Genomic DNA, 24760 nt, shown 5'->3' with positions numbered 1-24760 from the left:
TCTTCCATACAGGGCTTGCTTTCATGGCATGAAGATACGAAATTTATGCTGATTGACCATGAAAAAAGGCTGCCCTTTTTAGACAGCCTCTTTTTGTGCCAGAAACGCGCTAGTAATTATAACTCTTTTAAAAAATCTTTAAAATCTTGTCGGTTATAATCGGCCATTCCTTGGTGGGTGAAAATAAGTTCTCCTTTGGAATTAATGATATAGGTAGTAGGGATACTATTAGTTTCATACATAGCCGGAATTGCAGCAACCGGGGCGTATACTTCAAAGTTAAAATTGTTTTTATCTCTGTATTTAACCGCTTTTTCAAACTTTTGATCTACAGAAACCATTAAAACTTCTATTTTATCTCTATCAATGTTGTTATACATTTTATTTATACTTGGCATTTCGGCTATACAAGGCGGACACCAAGTAGCCCAAAAATTAATAAAAATTACTTTTCCGCGATATTGCTCCATAGAAACTCGTTCGCCTTTTGAATTCATTAAATGTAAGTTGAAATCGGCTTTTGTAGCAGCCAACTTATTCGGATTTGAGTTTTCTTCAATTTGCTCTACATCGGGGTTCATAATGCCGGTTGCCAAAAGGCCACGTTGGGCAAACCCAATAACTTGAGTGTGTAATCCTGAAAAATAAAAGCCAAGAACAACTACGGCAAACAAGCCATATTCGATAAGGTTTTTTTTATGTTTTTTATTCATTTGTATATAATTTAAAACGGGGAGTAAATTAATTATTTAAAAATATAGTCTGTGCCCGGTACGGTTGAAAAAGACTTTTCACCCAGATAATCGCAGTAAGCGCGTTTATCCATTTGCGGACTCACCGGCGAATGTAGGTTTAAATATTCTTCAACTACTTCGTGAATTGTATAATCTTTTATTTCAACATCTTGCACATTGGGCATTCTACAAAGTACATCTTCGGGATCGCCGGGTCTTTCGCAAGCCGAAACAGTGTATATTCGCGCTTCGTCTAACGGCGCTCCATTTATTTTAATGGATTTTATTCGGTTGTTCTTTTCATTTTGACTGTGAAATTCTACTTGCATACCCGAAAAACGAACCAACCAACCGCCAAAACGTTCAGTAGCATTTTGGGCAAAGGCGTTGTGCATTTCTTGCTCAAGCCAGTCTTTTATTTGTTTTCCACTGGCTTTCCCAGTTTTTACAGCTTCATTTACTGGCATTAAATTCCAAAGGTTTGCGCGGGTTATCGGTGCGGGTTTTCCGTCTTCAGGAACAATTGGGTTACCAAATCTAAATCCGTTACTAATGGCAATATCGGCGCCAGTTTTCCAGCGGGCAGCATCGGTAATAAGGTTGTCCATCGGGTTTTCTACAGTTAAATAACGGTATAAAGGCGTGTTGGTATAGCCTACAACAGTTTCAAGATTTGCTTTAAATGGAGCCTTATTTTTATCTACCATCGCCTGAATTTCTGGGTCGGCGGGGTACACTTGTGGATCTACATCTATCAATTCGTAATCGTCTTTTACTAAATTATTGTTTACAAAATACAAGTTGAGCTTCCCCACAAAAGATCCAAAGGCGCCAGGTTCGGTTACTTTGGCGTATTTTCCTTGTATGGGTTGCCGTACCCTTTCGTGGGTATCATTTCCTAATATATAGTCTACGTTTTCGGCAATCGGACTATTGGCAAGGGTTACCTGCTTGTAAATACCAATATGAGTAACTAGAAACATAACATCTATATTTTCCTTAACTTTAATTTGATCGATCAACTTTTTAACATTGTCGTCGATGCCAGTAAAGCTAATTCCCTTGCTAAAAATAGGGTTTTGCCTAACAGGAACTTGCGGGTCATTAATACCAACAAACCCTAAACGTACACCCTCAATTTCCTTAACTAAATACGAAGGAAACAAGTTTTCGTTATTAGCTTCGTGCTGCATATTTTGAACAATGGTTGGAGTATCAAATTTCTTATAAACTTCAAGCATCTTTTCTTTTCCATAAATTACCTCCCAATTGCCCGGCACTAATAGGTCGTAGTTCATATTTTTAATAGGATCGATCATAACCTCTCCTTCCGAAAACGCCACATAACCACTTCCTTGAATTAAATCGCCGCCATCTACAATAACGGTGCGGTTGGGGTTTTTTGCTCGTTCTCTGTCAAAAAGTGTTTTAATATGAGCTAAGCCGCCTCGTTCTTTAAAAACTATTTTTTCGTCTTCCCAAAACAATTCGGGATGCGCATCTAATTGTCCGTGGATATCGGCTGTTTGCAAAACGGTTATTTTTAAAGTGTCTTGCTTGGTTTCTATGCTATTTGAGTTATTTAAAATCATTGGATTTTTCCAAGCCAATAGGACTACCACAACCATTAGTGGCAAGGTGTATTTTATTATTTTTTGAAATTTCATCTTTTGGTTTTATAGGTTTAATAATTTATATCCTGCCTTTTGAAGCTGAAAGGCGGTTAAAAAAGCATTTTCAACAACTTCTATTTGCTTCGGAAGTGTTTTAGGGTCTATTTGTAATTTGTCTAATGACATTTTACAAACCGATATTTTTACATCAGAATTTGTTGCCCAATTAATGTATTCTTTGGTTTCTGTTTTGAGTAAATCGGCTGCATTTGGACCGTACATCACAATTTGAAAATTTTCTTTATCAGGCAGATTATCTGCCGCTAATAAGATAGGTTTTAGCTGTTCCAGCTTTGAAGTAAGTACCACAAAGTCTTTGGGTTTAGCGGTCTGTTGAGCTGTAGCGCTTAAACTTAGTAGCACTATTAATATTTGAATGTATTTTTTCATTGTAATTAAATATTAAAGTTCTAAGCTTAAATACCCTTTTTTCTGAAGGTGTAAATTGTGTAGTATGCCGTTGTCTACAACTTTTATTTCCTTCGGAAGTTTACTGACATCTACTTGAAACTTCTTTAGTGAAAATCCGCAGGCGATAATATTGGCGCCAATAGCTTCGGCTGCTTCAATATGAGGCTTAAGATTTTCGGCATTTGTTAAATCGCCTATATTTTTTCCGCAGAAAATAATTTCGAAATTGCCAAAGTTTTGTCCGTCTTCTTTTGCCAAGCTTCTGGCTGCGAGTAAAATAGGTTTTAATTGTGGCACTTTTTTGGTTAGCACCACATAATTTTGAGTTTCGGATGTTTGTGAAACTGCATTTTGCATATTTCCGAAGGTGACAAATAAGATTAGTATTAGGGTTGAAAAAATAGTTTTCATAATTTATTTTTTAAAAGTTTGTATATCGTTTAGAATAAAAAATAGAAGACCGCCGGCAATAGCGATATTTTTAAATAATGGGCCTAAACTTGTAATTTGTCCCATTTGAATTGTAATTGTTATAGGTATTAAAACGAGCAGAAGTATTATGGCTGCCCACCGGGTTTTACAGCCTATTAAAAAGCTAATTCCGGCAAGTAGCATAACAATTCCCGATAGAATTACCAGCAATTCTAGATTGCCGAAAAAGAGGGCAAAGCCTTTAAAACTAGCTGTTTCAATACGTTGAACAGTTTTTTCAACATTCACTAAATGACTAAAGCCAGCCGCTAAAAAAATTCCGCTCACCATAATACGGAGCAGTTGAACAGAACGCCTGCTCACCGTTATAATTGGAGTCATAATTATAAAGTTTAAATAAGTTATGTGTAATTTATTGGTCGAGGAATGGATTTATAATGTTCAAAATCTAGTGAACTCACCAATAAGTATAAATTAACTGAAGAAGAGAGTTAAACTCGGGGAGGAATGTAAAAACGCTCTGCAAAAAGATTTATGTGAAGTGGCTCTGCAAAAGCATAAGCCTTAAAATTATCTTCGGCAGCAACGAAGGTAAAAGAAGTAGTTTTAAAGTCGAATATTGTTGTGCAAATTGCTGAAATTTCGAAGGAGTTTGCGGCCAAATTATCTACTTTAAAAGAAGTAGTTTTATTTGAAGTGCTTTTCGCTTTTTTACAAAAAGGATGAACAACAGTAACCTCTTTTCCCGTTAAAACTTGCAGCAATTCACCAGATTGTGAAAGTGTTATGTTCATCAGAAAAAGACCCGCTAAAAAAAAGGCTATAAAGTTCTTTGCGTTCATTAGAAGCAAATTTAAGAATTTAAGATTGTAAGAGTGTAACATTGGTTACAAAGCACCGGAATTAAAGAATAATTAACAGATTGTAATTCACGTTCCAAAGTAAACAAATAAGATTCGACTTGTGTAATCTTTGTTACAGAACAATCCAATTTAAAGGCTTAAATTTGAATTAAGTTATTCATTTAAAACAATTAAGCTATGAAATATTATATAAGCACCACATTAAAAAACACAAGCTTTGAAGATGCTATTGAAAAAACAACGGCAGCTTTAAAAGAAGAAGGTTTCGGTGTGTTAACCGAAATAGACATTAAAGCCACTTTGAAAAAGAAGTTGGACGCCGACTTCTATAATTACACAATTCTAGGTGCTTGCAATCCGCAGATGGCGCACCAAGCACTGCAAGCTGAAAACAAGATTGGTACCATGTTGCCCTGTAACGTTATTGTGCAAGAACGCGAAGCTGGAGTTGTTGAAATTTCGGCAGTAGATCCCGCGGCTTCAATGATGGCGGTGGAAAATAATTCTTTGGCCAATATTGCTAAAGATGTCCGGGAAAAGCTGACTAAGGTCATTAAAAGTATTTAGAAGCCTCAGGGTTTAAGCCTAAATCTATCATTATGAAAACTGTAAAATATTCAAAAACCTACCGAGTTTTACACTGGGCTATTGCAATAACTTTCTTGCTATTGTTGATTACTATTTTTCTGAGATTAACCTGGATGAATAAATACAACATGGCAGAAATCATTCAAACATACTTGAGCGGGACAGACCAAATGCTAACGCAAGAGCAGCTTATAGTTTTGGCAAAGAAAATCCGACAACCCATGTGGGACTGGCATATTTATATGGGTTATGTGTTGGTTGGATTGTTCAGCTTACGATTTACACTGCCGTTTTTGGGCACGATGAAACTTCAAAATCCACTAAAACCTGTCAATAAAACAAAAATTCCAGAAATGGGCGTATATCGTTTTTTACGTATGTGTTGTGGTGTCTTTAATTACAGGGCTTATAATTGAATTGGGACCCAAATATTTAAAGAAGCCAATGGAAGAAATCCACGTACTTGGCGTTTATTACTTGGTAGCATTTATCATTATTCATATTGCGGGACTGCTAATTGCAGAATTCACAAATGATAAAGGAATAATTTCAAGGATAGTGCGCGGTTCTAATGACTGATTAAAATGAAAATATAAGTTCTATGTTATTTCTAGTGCGTAAAAATAAGTGATTTATAATTAGTCACCTCAAGCGCTGTCGAGAGGTCTTGAGGTCTCGACTGCGCTCGACCAGACAAGGGTATGCTCACGACTTGACAGGGAATCAGATTCAAATCCGTATCAGGAATATCTAAAACAATATTATTTGTTTACAGGATGTGGCCGCTCATTAAACATTGCGCTACCAATTCCGCTACATTGGAGCATTTTGTTTTCCGCAAAATGTTTTTTTTATGTGTACGTACAGTGTGGATGGAAAGAAATAATTGCTCTGCAATATTATCGGCATTGTAGCCTTTGGCCAGATAATTTACAACCTCTCGTTCCCGTTTGGTGAGCGCATCGTATAACAAGGTTTCGGTTGGATTTGTAATTTGTGCTTTAAAGGGTTTATTGGGATTTAAGTTATAGTAAGAAGTTCCATTGTTTAAATGGATAAAGGATACATTGTCTGTACTCATTATTTTTAGATGCGATACGTCTGAATGTATAGTAAGCACGTGCTGTATATTTCCCATATCGTCTTGGGTGAGTACCATGGTCTGCAGTAACATAGTTCGTAGGTTATCATTTTTGTCCTTTATTCTGTAGCAGTGTACAGCTTTGTAGGAAGTTAATTCCTCCATTGACAAATAGGTATTAAAAAAATGGTCAATTAGAATTTCTTTTCTTTCCAATTTTTTCAATTCCTCGGGCAAGGCCGGTGCGAGCAGGTCGCTAATTGAAACCTCACTGTGCGCAATATCCACAATACGCTCCACACTCTCTGAAATGTAATCCAGGCTCAAGTCGTGGAAGTTTAATATATAGAAGTAAGAATCGCCAGGGGCAAAGAGTTTGGCAAAGCGTTCAAATTGCTGGGTAACCTTATAGGGGGTATAGCTTGATATTTTGTCGGAATACTTTTGTTTCCAAATGGTTACAACTCCTTCGTAATCTTGGGGCATAGTAGATATTTTGGTAATGCGTGATAATAGGGGCTCAATTTAAAAAAATAATGATATAAATTAAAATTATACCCCATATGCGGTATTGACTGCCATTGTCAAAAATTTTATTTTGCGACTGTGAAGTAATATTGCGAAGTGGCCTTGTTCCTGCCTCGCATATCATAAACTAATGTCAATAAAATAAAAACCAGTAAACCATGAACCCGATTAAATTTTTTATAGTATGTATGTGTGCCACCATAACTTTAGGGGGGTGTTCTGATTCAACTGATGAATCAACAGACCCTGAAAATTCCTGTGAACATAATGGTCCTCGTATTGAATCCATGACAGTAGATGAAAATGTAATCACGGTTTCTGTTACGGATGGCACTCCACCCTATGAATACGTGTGGAGCGATGGCACTGAAGGACCGGTGTATGTGGGTTGGCCAGGTACCGTTGAGGTAACCGTAACAGACGCAAAAGGGTGTACAGTTACTAGGGAACAGTGGTTAGAAGGGGTATATAATATCGTGGGTGTTTGGGAAATGGTGACCTTTGATGGAGTACCGGTAGGACAATACAAAGAGCACCACAGTACCGAATGTCCTGAAATAGTAGTAAGTAAAACCTCCATGTACGGGAGTTATGAATTTGGACCGGGAGAATATGATAGTCTTTTTAATTATAGCATTACAGATATCACTGTGGATACCCAAATAACATATAATGCTAACTGTGAAATTGAGGAGGACTTGCCCGATACCGAGACCGAGACTGTCGAGACTGGGGAGGGTACAGTTTATTACAATGGCACCGATCTTATTCTGAATTATTTTAATGGTGAGGAAGAACCTGTTATTATTTTAGGACAGGATCGGATTAAAATTGCCAATGAGGAATACGAAAGGATTTAAACAATTAACTATATCACAACGGGATTCCTTAGAACCTCACTTATAAATATTGGAGTGCCACTACGCATAGAGTTATACGAAATTGGCTATAGCTTTATTCAGTGTCTTCTTTTTAAGCACAGAAACCTTCCTCTCGATTTATAGATTGTCACCTCGAGCGCAGTCGAGAGGTTTTGAGGTCTCGACTGCGCTCGACTAGACTCAGCATCTATAATTTCAATTATTCGCTATATTCAATATGGCAGCAAACTATTGGTGAAAGCTATAAAAGAGTTTAGAAGCGTTTCTTGGTTGGTTCGTTCCTAAAGAATGCAGATTTATTTGGTTAGTAAAAAGCACCCACGAAGGGTGCTTTTTCTTTGGTAACATAAGTTACTGACCAAATTTATTTGTTACCGTATGTTTGCATTAAATTTAATTGAAAAATGAAAAATACCAAATTTTTTATAATTCTCGGTCTCTTGCCAACGCTATTTTTTGCGCAAGAAACAATCCCAATTTCCAAAGCTGAAGTTTTGGAAAAGGTTAGCACACAAAACAATCAGCTAAAAATAGGGGAGCAACAGGTCCTTGCTGCAAAAGGAGATTACAACCAAACCAATGCGGTTTTTCTTCCGAATATTACCGCTTCGCATACCGGAATGGCTACAACCAATCCGTTGATGGCTTTTGGTTTTAAACTGAATCAGGAAATTGTAGCACAAGCAGATTTTGATCCGAATAAGTTGAACAACCCTTCGCAGATAAATATGTTTGCTACTAAGATTGAAGTCCAGCAACCCCTTATAAATGTTGACGGAATATTCCAAAGAAAGGCCGCCAAGGCCAAGTGGAACGCAACGCAACTGCAATTGGAACGTACGGGCGATTATATGGTTTTGGAAACCGAAAAGGCCTTTATGCAATTGCAACTAGCTTATAAAAGTGTAACCGTTTTGGAAACTGCGCTAAAAGCAGCAAAAGAAAATCTGCGTTTGGCAAACAATAGTTTTAAGCAAGGCTATTTGCAACAGAGCGACGTGTTGGCAGTGAAAGTGCGCGTTACCGAAGTAGAAAACCAATTGCAATACGCAAAAAGCAACGTGATAAATGCTTCGGAATATCTTGCGGTGCTTATGAATGAAGATGTGTCTGGCGTATTAAAACCAACAGATTCACTAATGGTTGCTTCAGAATTGATTGTAACTGAAAAGGTTTCAGCTTCCCGCGCCGATATTCAAGCAATGGAATTTGCAACCGAAGCCTACAAACAAAACTACAAAGCAGATAAAATGACGTTTTTGCCACGGCTAAACGCTTTTGGAAGCTACGAACTTTATGACGATCAAATTTTTCAAGCAGATGCCAACGGCTATTTATTCGGCGCAGCCTTAACGTGGAATCTTTTTGAAGGTTCAAAACGCTTCGGAAAAACCCAAAAAAGCATAGCCGAATTCAATAAAGCCACGATAGCGCTAGATCAGTACAAATCTGAAAGCCAATTAGAATTGAACAAAGCGAAACGCATGTTTCAAGACGCACAAAACAATTTGAAATTAACCGAATTAGCGCTCGAACAATCAAAAGAAGCGCTCAGAATTCGCACAAACAGATTCACCGAAGGCTTAGAAAAAACAACCGATTTGTTAATGGCTGAAACCCAGTTTTCACAAAAGCAATTAGAATATTTCAACACTGTTTTTCAGCATAATTACGCTTTGGCATACCTACAATTCTTAACAAAGAATTGAAATCGAAATCGAAAACAAAAATGTCAGGGTGAGCAGCCTGTCCTGAGCGGAGCCGAAGGGCAGTCGAACCCCTTTTGAAAACGAAACTAAAAATAGAACCAAACAAGATTTAAAACATTCAATATGAAATTACTATATACAAGCTTCTTTTTCACAGCAGTGCTAAGCTTGACCAGCTGTGGCAATTCTTCCGAAGAAAAAAAAGTAGATAACTCCCCAGCGGTAGCCGTTACGGTAAGTTCCGTTGCTGCGGAAAACAACTCGCCGTTTTTAACCGCAAGCGGAAAAATTGAAGCCGCAAACAGCGCCACGCTAAGCACCCGAATGATGGGCTTTGTAGATAAAGTTCACGTAAATGTGGGTGACAAAGTATCCAAAGGGCAACTTTTGGTAAGCATCAACAATGCTGATCTTTCTGCAAAACAAGCGCAGACATCTGCCGGAATTACTGAAGCCCAAGCCGCGTTTAACAATGCCGAAAAAGATTACCAACGCTTTCAAAATCTATTTGCCGATAACAGTGCAAGTCAAAAGGAATTGGACGATCAACGCGCGCGTTACGAAATGGCAAAAGCCAGATTGGAAGGGGCAAAACAGATGAAAAATGAAGTGCAGTCGCAATTTGCGTATGTAAATCTTCGCGCTCCGTTTAAGGGGGTTATAACCAATAAATTTATTGAAGCTGGCGATATGGCAAATCCGGGTGTGCCGTTAATTTCGGTTGAAGGACCCGGTAATTTTGAGGTTACTGCTTCAGTGCCCGAAAGTGAAATTTCAAAAATTAAATCGGGCAGTGACGTACAAGTGATTGTGAAATCTTCAGATAAAATCCTTCCGGGAACCGTTAGGGAAGTAAGTTCTTCAGCAAGTAATACAGGAGGCCAGTTTTTGGTGAAAGTAGTTTTAGATAAAACCGATGCCAGCATTCTTTCGGGAATGTATGCGACGGTGCAGTTCCCAATAGAAAAAAAGACAGCTGTAACCACAGTTTTGGTGCCAGAAGAAGCCTTAGTAAAACGCGGACAATTAACAGGAATTTACACGGTGAGCCAAAGCAATACCGCAATACTTCGCTGGTTGCGAGTAGGGCGTACTTTCGGCGATAATGTAGAAGTGCTTTCAGGTTTGTCGGCAGATGAAAATTATATTATTTCTTCTGAAGGAAAACTTTACAACGGCGCCAAAATAACTATTAAATAATAGAGATGAAGGACGGATTAGCAGGCAAAATTGCCAAGTTATTTATAGGTTCAAAGCTTACAGTGCTGTTGATGATCGTGTTTATGGTCGTAGGTGTGTGGAGCTCGTTTTTAATACCGCGCGAAGAAGAACCGCAAATTGATGTGGCAATGGCCGACATATTTGTGGGTTATCCCGGCGCATCCCCAACCGAAGTAGAGTCGCGGGTTGTAAAGCCTTTGGAAAAACTCGCGTCGAATATTCCGGGGGTGGAAAATGTGTACTCTACTTCGTTTAATGACGGCGCAATGGTGAGCGTGCAGTTTTATGTGGGTGAAGATATTGAGCGTTCATTCGTAAAACTATACAACGAAATGAACAAGCATATGGACCAAATGCCTCCGGGTGTAACCATGCCGCTTGTAAAACCACGTGCCATTGACGATGTACCCATGTTGGGAATTACACTTTGGAGCGAAAATTACGACGATTTTCAACTAAAACAACTGGCAGATGAGCTTACACAGGAAATTGAAAAAGTTGGCGAAGTTTCACTCACAGATAAAATTGGAGGAAGAAACAGACAACTGCGCGTAGTTTTAGACAAAGATAAACTGGCTGCAAGTGGTTTGGACTTTTTGGGTGTTTCTGAAATGATAAAGGCAAACAACCAGCAATTAACTTCGGGCAGCTTTGATAAAAACGATTCAGAGTTTATTGTTTCTACAGGAAATTTCTTGAAATCGGCTACCGATGTTGAAAACTTAGTGGTTGGCGTGCAGCAAAATCAACCGGTGTATTTAAAGCAGATTGCAGCAATCTTTGACGGCCCGGAAATTCCGAGAAATTATGTTTCCTTCGGTTTTGGTGGAGCAGGAGATAATGCTTCAAAATATCCTGCTGAATATCCTGCGGTAACCATTTCAGTAGCAAAAAGAAAAGGTTCCGATGCGATGAAAATTGCCGATGTGATTATTGATAAAGTAGATCATTTGCGAAGCAACTTAATCCCCGATGATGTTCACGTAGAAATTACGAGAAACTACGGGGAAACCGCTTCACAAAAGGTTTCCGAGTTGTTGATGCACCTTTTGGGAGCTATCTTTGCTGTAACCTTAATTGTTATGCTCGCAATGGGCTGGCGTGGTGGTTTGGTGGTTTTTCTTTCGGTGCCAATTACGTTTGCATTAACGCTTTTAAGCTACTATCTACTCGATTATACTTTAAATAGAATTACCCTTTTCGCTTTGGTGTTTGTAACCGGTATTGTGGTAGATGACTCGATTATTATTGCTGAAAATATGCATAGGCATTTTAAGATGAAGCGTCTGCCGTTTAAGCAAGCCGCAATTTACGCAATAAACGAAGTAGGAAACCCAACTATTTTGGCAACGTTTACGGTAATTGCTTCTGTCTTGCCAATGGCGTTTGTCTCCGGGTTGATGGGTCCGTATATGTCGCCAATGCCTATTGGCGCTTCTATTGCGATGATACTGTCGTTGTTTGTAGCACTTACAATTACACCATATTTGGGCTATATTTTTCTTCGTGAAAAGGAGAAGAAAGGAAAGACTCCGAAGCTAGAAAAACCTTTGGAAAGCACCCTGATTTACAGAATCTATTCCAAGCTGGAAACGCCTTTAATTGAAAATAAAAAAACACGTTGGTTGTTTTTGGGAATAACTGTGTTGATGCTTTTAGGCTCGGTAATGATGTTTTTTACCAAATCTGTTGCCGTGAAAATGCTGCCTTTCGATAATAAAAACGAAATGCAAGTGGTGATAGATATGCCCGAAGGAACAACTTTAGAACGCACCGCAGTAGTTGCTCGCGAAATTGGGCAATACCTTTCCACGCAGCCTTTGGTGGTGAATTATCAAAACTACGTTGGTACTTCGGCACCTATTACTTTTAACGGCTTGGTACGGCATTACGATTTACGTGGCGGTAGCAATATGGCCGATATTCAAGTGAATTTGGTGAGTAAAGACGAGAGAAGTCTTCAAAGTCACGATATCGCAAAACTGCTGCGTCCAAAGATTCAAGAGATTGGACAAAAGTTTGGTGCGAATGTAAAGATTGTTGAAGTTCCGCCGGGACCGCCTGTGCTTTCAACCATTGTAGCTGAGGTTTACGGCCCCGATTACGATCAGCAGATTGCGGTTGCCAAAGAAGTTGAAAACATTTTAAACGAAACCCAAGATGTTGTAGACGTAGATTGGATGGTAGAAGCAGACCAAAAGGAATACGAATTTGTTATAAACAAAGAAAAAGCCATGCGTTACGGCGTGGCGCCACAACAGATTGTTTATACAATGAATACAGCGCTTTCAGATAAGCCAGTAACGAATTTATATGATGAAAACGCAACGAACCAAGTTGGGATTTTACTCGCTTTAGATGAAAAGGAAAAATCTACAATTCAGGATATTTCACAACTGCAAATTGTTTCTAAACAAGGCAATATGGTTTCTGTGGGCGATTTGGTAAATATTGAAGAAAGTATTCGTGCGAAAAGCATCTTCAGAAAAAACCAAAAGCGCGTAGTGTATGTGCTTGCCGATATGGCTGGAGAACTCGAAAGCCCTGTTTACGCTATTTTAGGTATGACGGATAAGCTAAACGAAATTAATTTACCCGCAGGTTACGAGATGGATGAATTGTATTTGCAGCAACCTAAATACGAAGACGATTTTACCGTAAAATGGGATGGCGAATGGCAGATTACTTTGGAAGTATTTCGCGATTTGGGGATTGCTTTTTTAGGGGTAATTATCATAATCTACATTTTAATCGTGGGTTGGTTCCAAAACTTTAAAGCTCCAATTGTAATGATGGTTGCAATACCATTATCGTTGATAGGAATTGTACTGGGACACTGGATTATGGGTGCGTTTTTTACAGCAACTTCCTTTATTGGGATGATTGCCTTGGCAGGAATTATGGTGCGAAACTCGGTGCTGCTAATAGATTTCGTAAACCTGCGAACCGCAGACGGCGTACCGTTAAAACAAGCCGTGATAGAAGCGGGAGCGGTGCGAACAACGCCAATTTTATTAACCGCTGGAACGGTTGTAATTGGGGCTTTCGTAATTCTATTCGATCCAATTTTTCAAGGTCTTGCAATTTCGTTAATGGGCGGAACTATTGTTTCTACCGTGCTTACGTTGCTTGTAGTGCCGCTGGTTTATTATATGATTGAACGGAAAAACCATAAATAGATGTGAGATTTTAGATGTGAGATATGAGATAAATCTAAGCTCATTTTGCAGTAAAAAATAATAATAAATAATAAAAAATAACCCGATGAAACTACTAATCGTAACCGTTGTGGACGAATTTCAGAAAGACGTGCTGCAACTTTTCAAAAAAGCAAATATTGAGAGCTTTAGTGGTTCCGATATTGAGGGCTATAAAAATGGAACATCTTCGTTTATGATGAACGCGAGTTGGTTTCCTTCACAAAAAAGTGGCGCAGACAGCAGTATGTTTTTCTCGTTTACAGAAGACGATAAAATCGATTTGTTTTTCGATTTAGTAGAAAAATTTAACGAAAATCTGGAAACGAACAATCCGATACATGCGGTTGTGGTACCGATAGAACGGAGTATTTAATTTTAAAATTTCAATATTATGATTAACAGATATATTAGAGCAATTGCAGGAACTTTTATTTTAATTAGCCTCATCTTGGCTGTTTATGTAAATATAAACTGGTTGTGGTTTACAGGATTTGTGGGCGCCAACTTGCTACAATCATCTTTTACAAAATGGTGTTTGATGGAAAAATTTCTAAAAAAACTCGGGGTAAAAGAGGAAGGGGAGAGCTGTTGTGCCTAGCTTTCTTCAGTAAAATCTTTAGTGAAAATCCTGTGACAAAAAATTGTTGCGGGATTTTTTTCTGTCGGAAACTAAGAGCATCGGCGTATTGTGGGTTTTTATATGATATCGGTCATTTCAAAAGCGATCAATAAGAGTTATATTTGAATATAATAACCAATTCAGAATATTATGACTATAAACATTCAATACGTAAAAATGCCCACCAGCGAGGCAATGAACGAATTTGTAGAACAAAAACTTCAGAAAATTGCTGAAAAATACGAATGGATAATTAGAGCCGATGTGAGCTTTAAACTTGAAAACAACGTTTACGGCAAAGGCAATATTTGCGAAATGGAACTGAGCCTTCCGGGGCCAAAAATCTTCGCAACTTCAAAAGAAGCGAGCTTTGAGGCTGCGGCAAAAGAAACGATATCTGACTTGGAAAAACAACTTAAAAAACGAAAAGCGAAATTCGCAACTCATTAAATAAAACCACCATGAAAAAAATATTAGTTCCCGTAGATTTTTCCAAACATTCTGAACACGCTATGGAAGTAGCGGCTTCAATTGCAAAAAAGCAAAATGCCGAAATAGTGGCTTTGCATATGATGGGGCTTTCCGATGCAGTTGTAACCCGCAATCAATCAAAGGAAGTTTTTGAGGCAATGTACTACATGCGCTTGGCAGAAACGCGATTTGCAGAATTTTTAGATAAAGATTATTTGAAAGGAATAACAGTAACCGATACAGTACACAACTACACTATTTTCAGCGAAATTAATGATATTGCCAAAGAAATGGAAATAGACTTAATTGTTATGGGATCCCACGGAACTACTGGGTTTAGAGAAGTTTTTGTAGGCTCAAATACTGAAAAAGTGGTGCGTACTTCTGAAATTCCTGTCTTGGTTATTAAACACCAAACAACGGAATTTAATCCGCAACTTGGCGTTTTTGCGTGCGATTTTTTGCCGAATTCAATAGAACCTTACAAAAAAGCGAAAAGGATGTTTGAAATTTTAGGAATTAAAATGCAGCCGCTTTATGTAAACCTTGCGGGCGATTTCCGAAATACACGAGAAATTGAAAAGCGTATTTTAACTTTTATGAACGAAGCTAAAGATCCCAATCCGTTAGAGAGTTTAAATGCTGTTGTGCAGTATAACGATTATTCGGTTGAAGCTGGAATCTTTGCATACAGTCAACTTACAGGTGCCGATATTATTGCTTTACCAACGCAAGGTCGCCAAGGTTTGGCGCATTTCTTCTCCGGAAGTATCGGCGAGGACGTGGTAAATCATTCCGATTTACCGGTGATGACCTTTAGGGTATAGTTAATTGCTATCGACAACAATTAACGTTTAAAAGCAGGAATCTCTATTTAGTAGAGTTCCTGCTTTTTATATTAAAGTACCGTATTCAGCGCAATCTCAATCATTTTTGAAAAGCTGCCTTCGCGTTCATCGGCGGTTGTGGTTTCGCCAGTTACCAACGAATCGGAAATGGTTAAAATGGCCAAGGCTTTTACTTTAAATTTTGCTGCAATTGTGTACAGTCCTGCGGCTTCCATTTCTACGCAAAGCACACCAAACGCGGCCCATTTTTTATAATTATTGAAGTCGTCTTCATAAAACTGATCGCTGGAAAGTACGTTTCCAGCTTTAATAGCAATGTTGTTTTCTTTTGCGTAAAGCGCGGCTTTCATAAACAAATCGAAGTCGGCAGTGGGGGAGTAGTCGCTGTTTACAAAACGGGTGTTGTTAATACCAGAATTGGAAGATGCTGCCATTGCAATTACAATGTCGCGCAGGTTGATGTCTTTTTGATACGAACCCGCAGAACCTACGCGAATAAGGTTTTTAACTCCGTAATCGTTTATAAGTTCGTGGCAATAAATTAGGGCAGAAGGAATGCCCATTCCTGTTCCTTGCACCGAAATTGGCTTTCCTCGGAAGGTGCCAGTATAACCCAACATCCCGCGAACTTCGTTGTAACATTTTGCATTTTCGAGAAAAGTTTCCGCAATCCATTTTGCCCGTATTGGGTCTCCGGGAAGGAGAACCGATTCTGCTATTTCGCCAGGTTTGGCTTCAATATGTGTGCTCATCGCGGTTGTTTTTTGTGGAGGAAATTATTTCAATTCCTGAAGAAGTTCCAATTCTGCTCACTCCTAATTCAATATATTTTTTTGCGGTTGCAGTATCTCTAATTCCCCCCGAAGCTTTTATTTTTAATGTGCTTCCAACTTCTTCAATCATTATTTTTACAGCTTCTTCCGTTGCACCTGCAGACCCAAAACCCGTTGAGGTTTTTACAAAATCTGCTTTGGCTTTCTTGCATAATTGGCAAGCTTTTCTTATTTCAGCATCTGTTAAATAACAGGTTTCCAAGATGACTTTCAGCTTTTTTTTGCCAATTGCTTTTTTTACGGACGTAATTTCATATTGAACGATATCGTACAATTCTCCTTTTAAATAACCAATATTAATCACCATGTCAATTTCATCTGCACCATCTTCAATACAAATTTTTGCTGCGCTTACCTTAGCTTCAATACTATCGGCACCCAAAGGAAAACCTACTACCGCAGCTAGTTTTACCTTGCTGTTCTGTAATTCATCGGCAGCCAAAATTGCGTAACAACTATTTACACAAACAGCATAAAAATTATACTCTTTGGCTTCCTCACAAAGTTTAATTATATCTTCTGGAGTGGCGGTAGGCTTTAAGAGGGTGTGATCTATATATTGGCTAAGCTTCATTAAGTAACGTGTTGTTTTATTATTGAAATTATTTCGTCTTTTTGCAACACTCCACTTTGACGCCAAAGCTGCTTTCCGTTTTTAAATAAAATCATGGTTGGAACGCCGCGCACTTGGTACACTGAAGCCAACGGTTGATTTTTGTCAACGTCTATCTTTACAATTTTTACATCTTCGCCCAAATCGTCCTTTACTTGTTTTAATATGGGTGCGAGCATTTTGCACGGTCCGCACCAATCTGCAAAGAAATCGACTAATACAGGGGTTTCAGAATTTATAATGTTGTTAAAATTACTTTTCATATAAATTATTTTAAACCTAAAATACCACTTGTAATTTTAATTTGCAACTTAAAGTAGCAACGGATTCTTTTTGGTTTTTCGTAAAACAGGTTGAAGTATTTTTAAAGGAATTTCGATAGAGTAGGTGCCTGTGTACGACGGGCAGATTACGCAATCGTCAAAGTAAAACTCTACTACGGTGTCGTTTATTACAAAGTTATTTTTGGCATTAAAAAAATCGTCTGCAGCGATTGCCCAACAATCGTAGTATATCTCTCCGGCGTTAATTTTTTGTTTTAGATGTGTATTTAAAATTTCGCGAAGTTCTTCTTCAGTGCCATCATTAAAAAAATCTTCGTAATTCATAAATACATTTCGCTCCAAATCAAAGTTTAAACATTCAAAAGTGTAGGAAGCGTGGGCGGCACCAGTGTAATGATTTTCTTTATAAAACAGCACACTTATTAGCCTGTCGTTTAAATTGTAAATTTTATAATCTACAAATCGTTTTTCGGTGGTTCTGGCAATTCCCATGGAGTCGCACAGTCTTTGTTCTTCTAAAATTTGTTTTTCTACATCTTTAGCATCGAGAAAATGCTCGCTTATATACGCGTTGAAAGTTTCAAACTGTGGTTTAATTTTTTCGTTGAGGTATGGGTATTTAAAATCGAGGATATATAAATCACCTTCTTTTATAAATTCTTTTGAAACAAGTAGGTTTTCGAGTTCTTCTTTCGAATCTTTTTTCTCGAGCAGTTCCTTTCGTTTTAAAATAAGCGTTTTTTGCTGTTGCTCTAAATTTTCGTCTGAAACCTGCAAAGAGTCTATAATTTCCTCTTGGTTACTGAGTGGAGCTGAAGTATCTACTTCATCTTTTTTTGGATCGTTTTTGCAGGCAATTAAAGTGAAGAAAATTAAAATTGGCAGAAAAAATTTCATATTTTTTTGTGGTTTTAGACCCTAAAAATAGGGAAAGAACATTTGCGAAAAAAAGGAATTGTGCTTTGTTATTCTTTTAATAGCATTTTTAGTTTTGCCAGCATTATCAATTCGCTTTTGTTTTTACCTGCAAAAGAGCTTGCAATTGCGTCTGCGGTTTCCCAAATTAGCTTTTTTCTTTCTGTTGTAAAAAGCTTCGGATTTTCCTTTTTATAATCGGCAAAACTGTCAAAGCAGTCATTTGCATCAAGTTGTTCGTAATCAAACCAATCAAAAACTACTTCTATTTGATAGGCAGCATCGGTATGAAAAGGGTCTTCGTAATCGTCAAGATCCTTCCACTTTTCGGTAACAATATTTTTTAAGGCGTCGTATTCGGTCTTTCGCACTACATTATCTGCAGCTGCAATTGCATAAAATAACTCGCCCATTTTTTGATAAAACAGCAGTTGTGGTTTATTCACATTCTCCATATTATTAATATTTTTTACGTTGTAAATCTAAATTGATTTATTTTGAATTTTTATGATAATAATCAGTTCAAGAAAACTGTTTAAATTAGTTACTTTTGGGCAATGAAGGTTTTTGAAGAAAAGAAAGGTAATATTTTCAAAATTCTTTCTGAATCAATTTCAGAAGGGATAGTAATTGTAAATGAAATTCAAGAAATTGTTACTTCAAATGAAGCGGCAGATAGAATGTTTGGTTATGAAGCAGAAGAGTTGCTGGGCGAAAATCTCAATATATTAATTCCTCGAGAATATCATAGCAGTCACCATGAGCAAGTAGATCAATTTATGGTAAAGCGGGATCCGCGGCAGATGGGACACGGTCGCGACCTCTACGGACGCCGAAAAGATGGTAGTACCTTTCCCGTAGAAGCGGGACTCAACCCTTTTGAAATTAACGGCAGCCGATACGTAATGGCTTTGGTAACCGATATTACGGTACGCAAAAGTCAAGAGCGGCAAATAGTGGAGCTTAACTCGCAACTGGAGCATAAAATTGAGGCGCGCACCAAAGAGTTGAAACAGACTATCATTGAACTAGAAGAAGAAGTTACAAAACGGCAGGAAGCCGAACACAAAATAAAGGAGTCGCTCCGTAAAGAGCGCGAATTAGGTGAATTAAAAACCAAGTTTTTATCGCTCGTATCGCATGAGTTCAAAACGCCATTGAGCGGTATCCTTACTTCGGCAACTTTGGCGGGAAAATACACCGAAACAACGCAACAGGATAAACGCGAAAAGCATTTAAAAACCATTCAAAGTAAAGTTAAATACTTGAACAATATTCTCAACGATTTTTTGTCTATAGAACGTTTGGAGTCTGGCAAGGCCACCTATAAATTTGACACCTTCCCGTTGAGCAAGGTTGTTAACGAGGTGATCTATAATTCAAACATGCTTTTAAAAGATGGCCAACGCATAAGTTACCCAAACAATATTGACGATATTATGGTCAATTTTGATGAAAAAATCCTGGAATTGTCACTTACCAATTTAATTAATAACTCCATAAAGTACTCGCCGGAATTTACGAAGATAGATGTGGTGGTAATTCCCAAAGACGATTTGCTCAATATTGAAATAATTGACGAAGGAATGGGCATTCCAGAAAAGGAGCAGAAATATATTTTTAACAGGTATTTTCGCGCCGAAAATGCACTGCTCAATCAAGGCACGGGCATTGGTTTAAATATTGTAAAAAGCCATTTAGAAAGCCTGGGAGGCACCATTAGCTTTGAGAGCGAAGAGGGCAAAGGCAGCAAATTTACGATTACATTCCCCATAAATAATAAACCCAATTAATATGAAGACAATACTTCTTATTGAAGACGATATAGCACTTAGAGAAAACACGGCCGAATTATTGGAACTTTCAGGTTTCAAGGTTTTTACGGCAGCAAATGGCAAAATTGGTATTGAAAAAGCCAAAACCGAAATTCCAGATATAATTGTTTGCGATATAATGATGCCCGAAATAGATGGCTACGGGGTGCTTGAAAGTGTTGCTTCGGAAGAAAAAACCAAGCATATTCCGTTTATTTTTCTATCGGCAAAAACCGAACACAAAGAAATACGAAAAGGAATGGATATGGGTGCCGACGACTACCTAACCAAACCTTTTGACGAAACCGAGCTAATTAGTGCGGTGGAAAGTAGGTTGGCTAAAGCTACTATTTTATCAATGCGAGCCAATAACAACCCAGTTGCTGCAGTTGATGATGAAGAGATTTTACAAAACCTACACCAATTAAAAAATTACTTTTACGACGAAGGCGAAATAAGCAAATACAAAAAAGGAGAAGCGATATATCAAAATGGCGATCACTCCAATAATATGTTTCTTATATTAAAAGGTGTGGTTAAAACACATACAATGGACTACAATGCCAAAGAATTGATTACGGGGCTTTATAAGGCAGATGATTTTTTGGGCTTCAGTTCTTTTGACGATAATATTCCATATACCGAAACTGCTACGGCGGTTGAAGAAACCGAAGTAGCTGCTATTTCAAAAACGTATGTAAAAGATGTTTTGAAGAAAAGCCAAGATGTTTCCTTAGAAATGATGAACCTGCTTAGCGACAATCTTTCTGAAATTAAACTGCAACTCGTTAAAATGGCATACAGCTCGGTACGTAAAAAAACGGCAAATACCATCCTACAGTTTGTTGAGGTAATGAACAAACGGCCAGAATCGCCACTTAAAATTTCGCGTAACGATCTGGCAACTACAGCCGGAATTGCAACCGAAAGTTTAATAAGAACACTTTCAGACTTTAAAAGAGATGGGCTTATTGAAATTGAAGGTCGCGATATTCGAATTATAGATTTAGAAAGCTTGCGCAATATTGATTAATAGCCGGTTAACGTAGCAAAACCATATATAAACCTTCCGTTTTGTTACCGTATTTTTAAAACTGATTTATATCATTTTCTATACTTACACTTTCAGATACATTTGTCAGTATTAATTAGATATAAAGATGAACGTATTAATTCCAACGGATTTCTCCGAAAATTCACATAATGCCATTCGGTATGCTTTGGATTATTTCGCAGACATTCCTGTGAATTTTTATCTACTTCACACTGCGCGCAATCAAGCTTCGCATAATGAAGAACCTGAATTATTTTTTGAAACAACAACGAAAAATAATACAATTCAAGGATCTATGGCAGGTTTGACAGAAGAAATAAAAACCTTTAAACTGCTGGCTAAAAATACGGGCCATCAGTTTTTTGCCATATACGAAAAGGCGCTTTTGGTGGAAGCAATTCGGAAACAAGTTGCCGAAAAAGAGATTGATTATATTTTAATGGGCACAAAAGGGGCTTCTAAAGAAAATAGACACGAAATAGGAAGCAATACCAGCGAAGTAATTACCAAAGTGAAATGCCCAATATTTGTAATTCCAGAAAACGCGCGATTTAAAAATATAACGAATATTTCATTTTTAACAGATTACAACTGTATTTACCGAAACAAAGTTATTAGCGGTCTTTCAGAGGCACTTAAACTACAAAAAGCCGCGCTGAGAGTACTTCATATTCGCTCTCAAAATGCTATGCTTAACGCGGCGCAAACAGATAACAAAGGCTTTTTGCATTATTTCTTTAAAGATATAAAACACAGTTTCCATTTTTTAGATAATAAAAATATTGAAGCTGGAGTGCAAGATTTTGTTGAAACTTGGGAAATAGATATGATTGCAGTAGTTGCAAAAAATTTAAACCTAACCCAACGTCTTCTTTTTAAGCGAATTAATTTGGCAATATCTTACCCGTACGAAGTGCCCTTTTTAATACTACACGAATAATTTTGGCCTAAAATTTCGCAAAAATTGGTTTGTAAAAAAAAAGTATTTAGTGTAATCTATCCTCTTTTTCAATGGGGAAATCTTCATAAAAATCTCCAAAGGTTTTGTTTGTAGTATAGTTGTCTTTTAAAACCTTTACAACAACAAAAACTAATGCTACCTGGCCCACTACGGTGAGGTAAAATATCACTCCAAAGGCAAAATCCAGCGCTGCAAAAATGGTAACCGTAACGAGCAATAACGTGAGTATTATTAAATATGTTACAGAAGAAGTTTTCATTCTTTTTTATTTACAAGTTACAAAATTAGGGAAGCTTATTTTCTTAAGAATTCACTAAATAAGGTTTAATTCGTTGATAATTATCATATTTTAACTGTCTTGTAATCGCTATCTTTACGTAGTTGAACCTAAATATGTTTTCATGCAAAAAATTTTAATGCCCACCGATTTTTCTGAAAATTCGTTAAACGCAATTAAATACGCCACGGAATTATTTAAACATAATCCTGCCGAAATATATTTGCTTCACGCATTTGCCGACGAGGTTTATGAAGCAAAAGCACGATTGGCCGATGAAATTTTTAATGAGCTTCAACAAAAAACACGTGAGAGAGCGGAACATGAACTAGCCGAGCTACGTAAAAAAGTTATTGAATTTTCGCCAAACCCAAAACATACAATACATACTATTTCTGAATTTGGATTGTTGGTAGATGCAACAAACAATTGGGTAGAAAAGGAAAATATAGATGTAGTGGTTATGGGTACAAAAGGCAAAACGGCCGATACAAAATTAACTTTTGGTAGCAATACACTGCAAGTTATTAAATATGTAAAATGTCCTGTACTGGCCATACCTGCGGTTTATGAAGATGTTCATCCAAAAAACTTGCTGTTTCCAACAGATTTTCTTTTGCCGTACAAAAGACGCGAATTAAAACTGGTAAGCACGATTGCAAGATGCTTTGCTTCAAAAGTAGATTTTCTTTACGTCTCTAAATTTCCAACATTGTCTTTGCGACAGCAGGATAACAAGAATTTTCTGGAAGCCACATTTTCAGAAAATAAAGTTGATTTTAAACAAGAATACAACACCGATGTTACCAAAGCCATAAACACATTTATCGTGGAAAACCCAATAGATATGCTGGTTATGATAAATACGCGCCATTCGTATTTAGAAAATATTTTATATCAATCTACTATCGAAAAAATAGGATTGCATATTGATATTCCTTTTTTAGTACTTCAAAATTTACCGAGATAATCTTTAAAAATCATTTTTATATGAAAAAAATACTTGTTCCTACCGATTTTTCTAATAACGCTTATGCCGCCTTATTCTACGCTACAAAACTTTTTAGCGATGAAGCATTGCAGATAACCATTTTACATTCCTTTAGTGACGAAATAGGCAAGCTTACGAGTCGCGTAGATATTGGTCGATCAGACGTGATAATTGAAAAACTGTACCAACAATCTGATGAGGATGGCGAAAAGTTAGTTCATAAAATTAAATTAGACGCTACAAAAATAGCGCACAAGTTTGAAGTAATTTCTACGCCCGCAAGTTTAGCAAAATCTATTAATGAATTGGTAGCTACAGAAGGGTTTAATTTAGTTGTCATGGGTAGCAAAGGCCGTACAGGGGCCGAAGACGTTTTAATGGGTAGCACTACTGTTGCCATTACCAAATCTTTAGAGGGTTGCCCGCTGCTCATCATTCCGCGCGAAGTAGATTTTGTAATACCCACAAACATTGCCTTTGCAACAGATTACAACGATTTTTATCAACTTTCAAAATTACGACCCATTGTTCGCTTGGTACGGCAATATAATTCAAACTTGCATATTGTGCACGTTGGTACAGAGAAGGAAATGGATGCTGGGCAACAACAAAACTTAGAACAATACAGAAATGACCTTACAGAATACGATACCGAATTTCATTTTATTCCCAAAATGGCAACCATTTCAAAATCGCTTCACGCCTTTGTCGATAAAAACAATTTAGATCTTTTGGCTTTGGTGTATCACAAGCATGCATTTTTAAAGCAACTCTTTCGGGAGCCGGTGGTAAGTAGAGTTGGAAAGCATACGCACGTTCCTACAATGGTTATTCCAATGAAAAATTTGTAGCTTAGTGCAAACAAGTAACAATAATTTAAAAAATAAATTATGAAAAAACGAATTTTGATTCCAACAGACTTTTCAAAAAATGCCTTCAATGCTGTTAAATATGCAATGGAGCTTTACAAAAGAGAGTTCTGCGAATTTATAATTTTACATACTTATTACCATTCTGGATATTCAAAAGATAATTTTTTAATTCCAGAACCCACCGAAGAAGCTCATAAAGCCGCAAAAAATAAGTCTGAAGAAAGAATGGAGAGACTTAAATTACAGATGGGACTTTATGAAAAAAACGATAAGCACGATTTTCAATTTAGAAGTGAATTTGGGTCATTTTTTGATGTTTTAAAGCGAACCATTGAACAAGAAGATGTGAAACTGGTAGTTATGGGAACCCGTGGCGAAACAGACGACAATACCGTAATTCTGGGAAGTAACACAGTAAACGCAATGGAGAAAATACGAAACTGCCCTGTATTCGGTATTCCGGCAAATACAGTTTATAAAGACCCTAACGAAATTGTATTTCCCACAAGTTTTAAAACCCATTATAAAGAAAGGGAATTGGAAACTTTGGTTGAGATTTCGCGATTAACAAATGCGCCAATTCGTATTTTACACGTTAAAAAAGGCAAGCAACTATCTGAAGATCAAGAAAAAAACAAAGCACTTTTGGAGCAAATTTTAGATGCTGCAGAATTTACACATCACAAACTTTACGATATTGATTTGCAGGAAGGCGTGCGTTGTTTTGTGCAGAGTCGCGAAAGCGAAATGATTGCATTTGTAAATAAAAAGCACAACTTCTTTGGAAGTATTTTTTCAAATCCAATGGTTAAGGAACTGGGGATGCACACTACTGTACCATTGCTTGCAATGCACGATTTGCGAAATTAATTTGTTTAAACAATAAC

30 protein-coding genes are annotated in these 24760 nt (G+C 37.4%); 17 read left to right on the top strand and 13 right to left on the bottom strand.

The annotated features are described in order from the left end of the window. Window positions 1–116 precede the first annotated feature (116 nt). From K8089_RS14165 to K8089_RS14140, 6 genes are all read right to left on the bottom strand, one after another. On the bottom strand, window positions 117–713 hold the full coding sequence (locus K8089_RS14165) for a TlpA family protein disulfide reductase (RefSeq protein ID WP_237603957.1): 597 nt from the start codon (window positions 711–713) through the stop codon (window positions 117–119). Window positions 714–745: 32 nt separating this feature from the next. After that, entirely contained in the window at window positions 746–2326 is a 1581-nt protein-coding gene (locus tag K8089_RS14160; protein ID WP_407932396.1) for a bifunctional metallophosphatase/5'-nucleotidase, read from the bottom strand. 84 nt (window positions 2327–2410) lie between these two features. Beyond that, window positions 2411–2797 (bottom strand): DsrE family protein, encoded by a 387-nt coding sequence (locus K8089_RS14155; RefSeq protein ID WP_237603955.1) that lies wholly within the window; start codon window positions 2795–2797, stop codon window positions 2411–2413. A gap of 12 nt (window positions 2798–2809) precedes the next feature. Beyond that, window positions 2810–3229: a DsrE family protein gene (locus tag K8089_RS14150; protein WP_237603954.1), complete on the bottom strand. Its 420-nt coding sequence runs from the start codon at window positions 3227–3229 to the stop codon at window positions 2810–2812. A gap of 3 nt (window positions 3230–3232) precedes the next feature. Next, window positions 3233–3631: a DoxX family protein gene (locus tag K8089_RS14145; RefSeq protein ID WP_237603953.1), complete on the bottom strand. Its 399-nt coding sequence runs from the start codon at window positions 3629–3631 to the stop codon at window positions 3233–3235. A gap of 110 nt (window positions 3632–3741) precedes the next feature. Then, complete coding sequence (locus K8089_RS14140; RefSeq protein WP_237603952.1) at window positions 3742–4092, bottom strand: hypothetical protein; 351 nt, start codon at window positions 4090–4092, stop codon at window positions 3742–3744. A 198-nt stretch (window positions 4093–4290) separates the two neighbouring features. Here K8089_RS14140 and K8089_RS14135 point away from each other — a divergent pair, with 198 nt between their 5' ends. From K8089_RS14135 to K8089_RS16540, 3 genes are read left to right on the top strand one after another with little or no spacing between them, the layout of a single operon-like run. Further along, window positions 4291–4680 carry a DUF302 domain-containing protein gene (locus tag K8089_RS14135; protein ID WP_237603951.1) on the top strand — a complete coding sequence of 130 codons (390 nt, stop codon included), beginning with the start codon at window positions 4291–4293 and terminating at the stop codon, window positions 4678–4680. 32 nt (window positions 4681–4712) lie between these two features. Continuing rightward, window positions 4713–5117, top strand: a complete 405-nt coding sequence (locus K8089_RS14130; protein WP_262913935.1) for a cytochrome b/b6 domain-containing protein — start codon at window positions 4713–4715, stop codon at window positions 5115–5117. Beyond that, window positions 5086–5280: a cytochrome b/b6 domain-containing protein gene (locus K8089_RS16540; RefSeq protein WP_338149261.1), complete on the top strand. Its 195-nt coding sequence runs from the start codon at window positions 5086–5088 to the stop codon at window positions 5278–5280. The genes K8089_RS14130 and K8089_RS16540 overlap by 32 nt, the downstream gene beginning before the upstream one ends. 190 nt (window positions 5281–5470) lie before the next feature. Here K8089_RS16540 and K8089_RS14125 read toward each other — a convergent pair whose 3' ends face one another. After that, window positions 5471–6268, bottom strand: a complete 798-nt coding sequence (locus K8089_RS14125) for a response regulator transcription factor (RefSeq protein ID WP_237603950.1) — start codon at window positions 6266–6268, stop codon at window positions 5471–5473. A gap of 329 nt (window positions 6269–6597) precedes the next feature. Between K8089_RS14125 and K8089_RS14120 the strand changes: the two genes are divergently transcribed. From K8089_RS14120 to K8089_RS14085, 8 genes are all read left to right on the top strand, one after another. Continuing rightward, window positions 6598–7170: a SprB repeat-containing protein gene (locus K8089_RS14120; RefSeq protein ID WP_237603949.1), complete on the top strand. Its 573-nt coding sequence runs from the start codon at window positions 6598–6600 to the stop codon at window positions 7168–7170. A 425-nt stretch (window positions 7171–7595) separates the two neighbouring features. Next, window positions 7596–8900 (top strand): TolC family protein, encoded by a 1305-nt coding sequence (locus K8089_RS14115; protein WP_237603948.1) that lies wholly within the window; start codon window positions 7596–7598, stop codon window positions 8898–8900. Between the two features lie 123 nt (window positions 8901–9023). Next, window positions 9024–10100 carry an efflux RND transporter periplasmic adaptor subunit gene (locus K8089_RS14110; RefSeq protein WP_237603947.1) on the top strand — a complete coding sequence of 359 codons (1077 nt, stop codon included), beginning with the start codon at window positions 9024–9026 and terminating at the stop codon, window positions 10098–10100. 5 nt (window positions 10101–10105) lie between these two features. Further along, window positions 10106–13300, top strand: a complete 3195-nt coding sequence (locus K8089_RS14105; RefSeq protein WP_237603946.1) for an efflux RND transporter permease subunit — start codon at window positions 10106–10108, stop codon at window positions 13298–13300. Window positions 13301–13385: 85 nt separating this feature from the next. Continuing rightward, the gene (locus K8089_RS14100) at window positions 13386–13694 is read left to right on the top strand and encodes a hypothetical protein (RefSeq protein WP_237603945.1); all 309 of its coding nucleotides are present in this window, start codon (window positions 13386–13388) and stop codon (window positions 13692–13694) included. A gap of 18 nt (window positions 13695–13712) precedes the next feature. Next, window positions 13713–13919: a YgaP family membrane protein gene (locus K8089_RS14095; RefSeq protein WP_237603944.1), complete on the top strand. Its 207-nt coding sequence runs from the start codon at window positions 13713–13715 to the stop codon at window positions 13917–13919. Between the two features lie 171 nt (window positions 13920–14090). After that, window positions 14091–14390, top strand: a complete 300-nt coding sequence (hpf, locus tag K8089_RS14090; protein ID WP_237603943.1) for a ribosome hibernation-promoting factor, HPF/YfiA family — start codon at window positions 14091–14093, stop codon at window positions 14388–14390. 11 nt (window positions 14391–14401) lie between these two features. Beyond that, window positions 14402–15238 (top strand): universal stress protein, encoded by an 837-nt coding sequence (locus K8089_RS14085; protein ID WP_237603942.1) that lies wholly within the window; start codon window positions 14402–14404, stop codon window positions 15236–15238. A 71-nt stretch (window positions 15239–15309) separates the two neighbouring features. Here K8089_RS14085 and deoD read toward each other — a convergent pair whose 3' ends face one another. The 5 genes from deoD to K8089_RS14060 all read right to left on the bottom strand — a co-directional run bounded on the left by deoD (window position 15310) and on the right by K8089_RS14060 (window position 18359). Continuing rightward, window positions 15310–16011, bottom strand: coding sequence for a purine-nucleoside phosphorylase (deoD, locus tag K8089_RS14080; protein WP_237603941.1), 702 nt, complete (start codon window positions 16009–16011; stop codon window positions 15310–15312). Further along, a complete protein-coding gene (gene deoC, locus K8089_RS14075; RefSeq protein WP_237603940.1) occupies window positions 15995–16666 on the bottom strand; it encodes a deoxyribose-phosphate aldolase in 672 nt (223 codons plus the stop codon). Before deoC ends, deoD begins: the two co-directional genes overlap by 17 nt. Then, entirely contained in the window at window positions 16666–16968 is a 303-nt protein-coding gene (trxA, locus tag K8089_RS14070) for a thioredoxin (protein WP_237603939.1), read from the bottom strand. Before trxA ends, deoC begins: the two co-directional genes overlap by 1 nt. Before the next feature lie 48 nt (window positions 16969–17016). Then, window positions 17017–17886 carry an RsiV family protein gene (locus tag K8089_RS14065; protein ID WP_237603938.1) on the bottom strand — a complete coding sequence of 290 codons (870 nt, stop codon included), beginning with the start codon at window positions 17884–17886 and terminating at the stop codon, window positions 17017–17019. Window positions 17887–17954: 68 nt separating this feature from the next. Further along, the gene (locus K8089_RS14060; protein WP_237603937.1) at window positions 17955–18359 is read right to left on the bottom strand and encodes a hypothetical protein; all 405 of its coding nucleotides are present in this window, start codon (window positions 18357–18359) and stop codon (window positions 17955–17957) included. A gap of 102 nt (window positions 18360–18461) precedes the next feature. On the opposite strand from K8089_RS14060, the gene K8089_RS14055 reads away from it, so the two are divergent. The 3 genes from K8089_RS14055 (at window position 18462) to K8089_RS14045 (ending at window position 21712) form a co-directional block, all read left to right on the top strand. After that, window positions 18462–19697, top strand: a complete 1236-nt coding sequence (locus K8089_RS14055; RefSeq protein ID WP_237603936.1) for a PAS domain-containing sensor histidine kinase — start codon at window positions 18462–18464, stop codon at window positions 19695–19697. 1 nt (window position 19698) lies between these two features. Next, window positions 19699–20751, top strand: coding sequence for a response regulator (locus K8089_RS14050; RefSeq protein WP_237603935.1), 1053 nt, complete (start codon window positions 19699–19701; stop codon window positions 20749–20751). Between the two features lie 127 nt (window positions 20752–20878). Continuing rightward, the gene (locus tag K8089_RS14045; RefSeq protein WP_237603934.1) at window positions 20879–21712 is read left to right on the top strand and encodes a universal stress protein; all 834 of its coding nucleotides are present in this window, start codon (window positions 20879–20881) and stop codon (window positions 21710–21712) included. Between the two features lie 46 nt (window positions 21713–21758). Here K8089_RS14045 and K8089_RS14040 read toward each other — a convergent pair whose 3' ends face one another. Beyond that, the gene (locus K8089_RS14040; protein WP_237603933.1) at window positions 21759–21992 is read right to left on the bottom strand and encodes a hypothetical protein; all 234 of its coding nucleotides are present in this window, start codon (window positions 21990–21992) and stop codon (window positions 21759–21761) included. Window positions 21993–22134: 142 nt separating this feature from the next. Between K8089_RS14040 and K8089_RS14035 the strand changes: the two genes are divergently transcribed. From K8089_RS14035 to K8089_RS14025, 3 genes are read left to right on the top strand one after another with little or no spacing between them, the layout of a single operon-like run. Further along, window positions 22135–22980 carry a universal stress protein gene (locus K8089_RS14035; protein WP_237603932.1) on the top strand — a complete coding sequence of 282 codons (846 nt, stop codon included), beginning with the start codon at window positions 22135–22137 and terminating at the stop codon, window positions 22978–22980. A 20-nt stretch (window positions 22981–23000) separates the two neighbouring features. Continuing rightward, the gene (locus K8089_RS14030; protein WP_237603931.1) at window positions 23001–23852 is read left to right on the top strand and encodes a universal stress protein; all 852 of its coding nucleotides are present in this window, start codon (window positions 23001–23003) and stop codon (window positions 23850–23852) included. A gap of 39 nt (window positions 23853–23891) precedes the next feature. Next, complete coding sequence (locus tag K8089_RS14025) at window positions 23892–24743, top strand: universal stress protein (protein WP_237603930.1); 852 nt, start codon at window positions 23892–23894, stop codon at window positions 24741–24743. Window positions 24744–24760: the final 17 nt, after the last annotated feature.

Source organism: Aequorivita vitellina (genome assembly GCF_022008365.1).
Lineage (GTDB): Bacteria > Bacteroidota > Bacteroidia > Flavobacteriales > Flavobacteriaceae > Aequorivita > Aequorivita vitellina.
Note: the sequence above shows the minus strand (reverse complement) of the source record. Positions and strands in the feature narration are given on the sequence as shown.

Bases quoted from the DNA above. Each gene is read 5' to 3' on its own strand.
- K8089_RS14165 (WP_237603957.1), bottom strand. From the start codon at position 713: ATGAATAAAAAACATAAAAAAAACCTTATCGAATATGGCTTGTTTGCC.
- K8089_RS14160 (WP_407932396.1), bottom strand. From the start codon at position 2,326: ATGATTTTAAATAACTCAAATAGCATAGAAACCAAGCAAGACACTTTA.
- K8089_RS14155 (WP_237603955.1), bottom strand. From the start codon at position 2,797: ATGAAAAAATACATTCAAATATTAATAGTGCTACTAAGTTTAAGCGCT.
- K8089_RS14150 (WP_237603954.1), bottom strand. From the start codon at position 3,229: ATGAAAACTATTTTTTCAACCCTAATACTAATCTTATTTGTCACCTTC.
- K8089_RS14145 (WP_237603953.1), bottom strand. From the start codon at position 3,631: ATGACTCCAATTATAACGGTGAGCAGGCGTTCTGTTCAACTGCTCCGT.
- K8089_RS14140 (WP_237603952.1), bottom strand. From the start codon at position 4,092: ATGAACGCAAAGAACTTTATAGCCTTTTTTTTAGCGGGTCTTTTTCTG.
- K8089_RS14135 (WP_237603951.1), top strand. From the start codon at position 4,291: ATGAAATATTATATAAGCACCACATTAAAAAACACAAGCTTTGAAGAT.
- K8089_RS14130 (WP_262913935.1), top strand. From the start codon at position 4,713: ATGAAAACTGTAAAATATTCAAAAACCTACCGAGTTTTACACTGGGCT.
- K8089_RS14125 (WP_237603950.1), bottom strand. From the start codon at position 6,268: ATGCCCCAAGATTACGAAGGAGTTGTAACCATTTGGAAACAAAAGTAT.
- K8089_RS14120 (WP_237603949.1), top strand. From the start codon at position 6,598: ATGACAGTAGATGAAAATGTAATCACGGTTTCTGTTACGGATGGCACT.
- K8089_RS14115 (WP_237603948.1), top strand. From the start codon at position 7,596: ATGAAAAATACCAAATTTTTTATAATTCTCGGTCTCTTGCCAACGCTA.
- K8089_RS14110 (WP_237603947.1), top strand. From the start codon at position 9,024: ATGAAATTACTATATACAAGCTTCTTTTTCACAGCAGTGCTAAGCTTG.
- K8089_RS14105 (WP_237603946.1), top strand. From the start codon at position 10,106: ATGAAGGACGGATTAGCAGGCAAAATTGCCAAGTTATTTATAGGTTCA.
- K8089_RS14100 (WP_237603945.1), top strand. From the start codon at position 13,386: ATGAAACTACTAATCGTAACCGTTGTGGACGAATTTCAGAAAGACGTG.
- K8089_RS14095 (WP_237603944.1), top strand. From the start codon at position 13,713: ATGATTAACAGATATATTAGAGCAATTGCAGGAACTTTTATTTTAATT.
- hpf (WP_237603943.1), top strand. From the start codon at position 14,091: ATGACTATAAACATTCAATACGTAAAAATGCCCACCAGCGAGGCAATG.
- K8089_RS14085 (WP_237603942.1), top strand. From the start codon at position 14,402: ATGAAAAAAATATTAGTTCCCGTAGATTTTTCCAAACATTCTGAACAC.
- deoD (WP_237603941.1), bottom strand. From the start codon at position 16,011: ATGAGCACACATATTGAAGCCAAACCTGGCGAAATAGCAGAATCGGTT.
- deoC (WP_237603940.1), bottom strand. From the start codon at position 16,666: ATGAAGCTTAGCCAATATATAGATCACACCCTCTTAAAGCCTACCGCC.
- trxA (WP_237603939.1), bottom strand. From the start codon at position 16,968: ATGAAAAGTAATTTTAACAACATTATAAATTCTGAAACCCCTGTATTA.
- K8089_RS14065 (WP_237603938.1), bottom strand. From the start codon at position 17,886: ATGAAATTTTTTCTGCCAATTTTAATTTTCTTCACTTTAATTGCCTGC.
- K8089_RS14060 (WP_237603937.1), bottom strand. From the start codon at position 18,359: ATGGAGAATGTGAATAAACCACAACTGCTGTTTTATCAAAAAATGGGC.
- K8089_RS14055 (WP_237603936.1), top strand. From the start codon at position 18,462: ATGAAGGTTTTTGAAGAAAAGAAAGGTAATATTTTCAAAATTCTTTCT.
- K8089_RS14050 (WP_237603935.1), top strand. From the start codon at position 19,699: ATGAAGACAATACTTCTTATTGAAGACGATATAGCACTTAGAGAAAAC.
- K8089_RS14045 (WP_237603934.1), top strand. From the start codon at position 20,879: ATGAACGTATTAATTCCAACGGATTTCTCCGAAAATTCACATAATGCC.
- K8089_RS14040 (WP_237603933.1), bottom strand. From the start codon at position 21,992: ATGAAAACTTCTTCTGTAACATATTTAATAATACTCACGTTATTGCTC.
- K8089_RS14035 (WP_237603932.1), top strand. From the start codon at position 22,135: ATGCAAAAAATTTTAATGCCCACCGATTTTTCTGAAAATTCGTTAAAC.
- K8089_RS14030 (WP_237603931.1), top strand. From the start codon at position 23,001: ATGAAAAAAATACTTGTTCCTACCGATTTTTCTAATAACGCTTATGCC.
- K8089_RS14025 (WP_237603930.1), top strand. From the start codon at position 23,892: ATGAAAAAACGAATTTTGATTCCAACAGACTTTTCAAAAAATGCCTTC.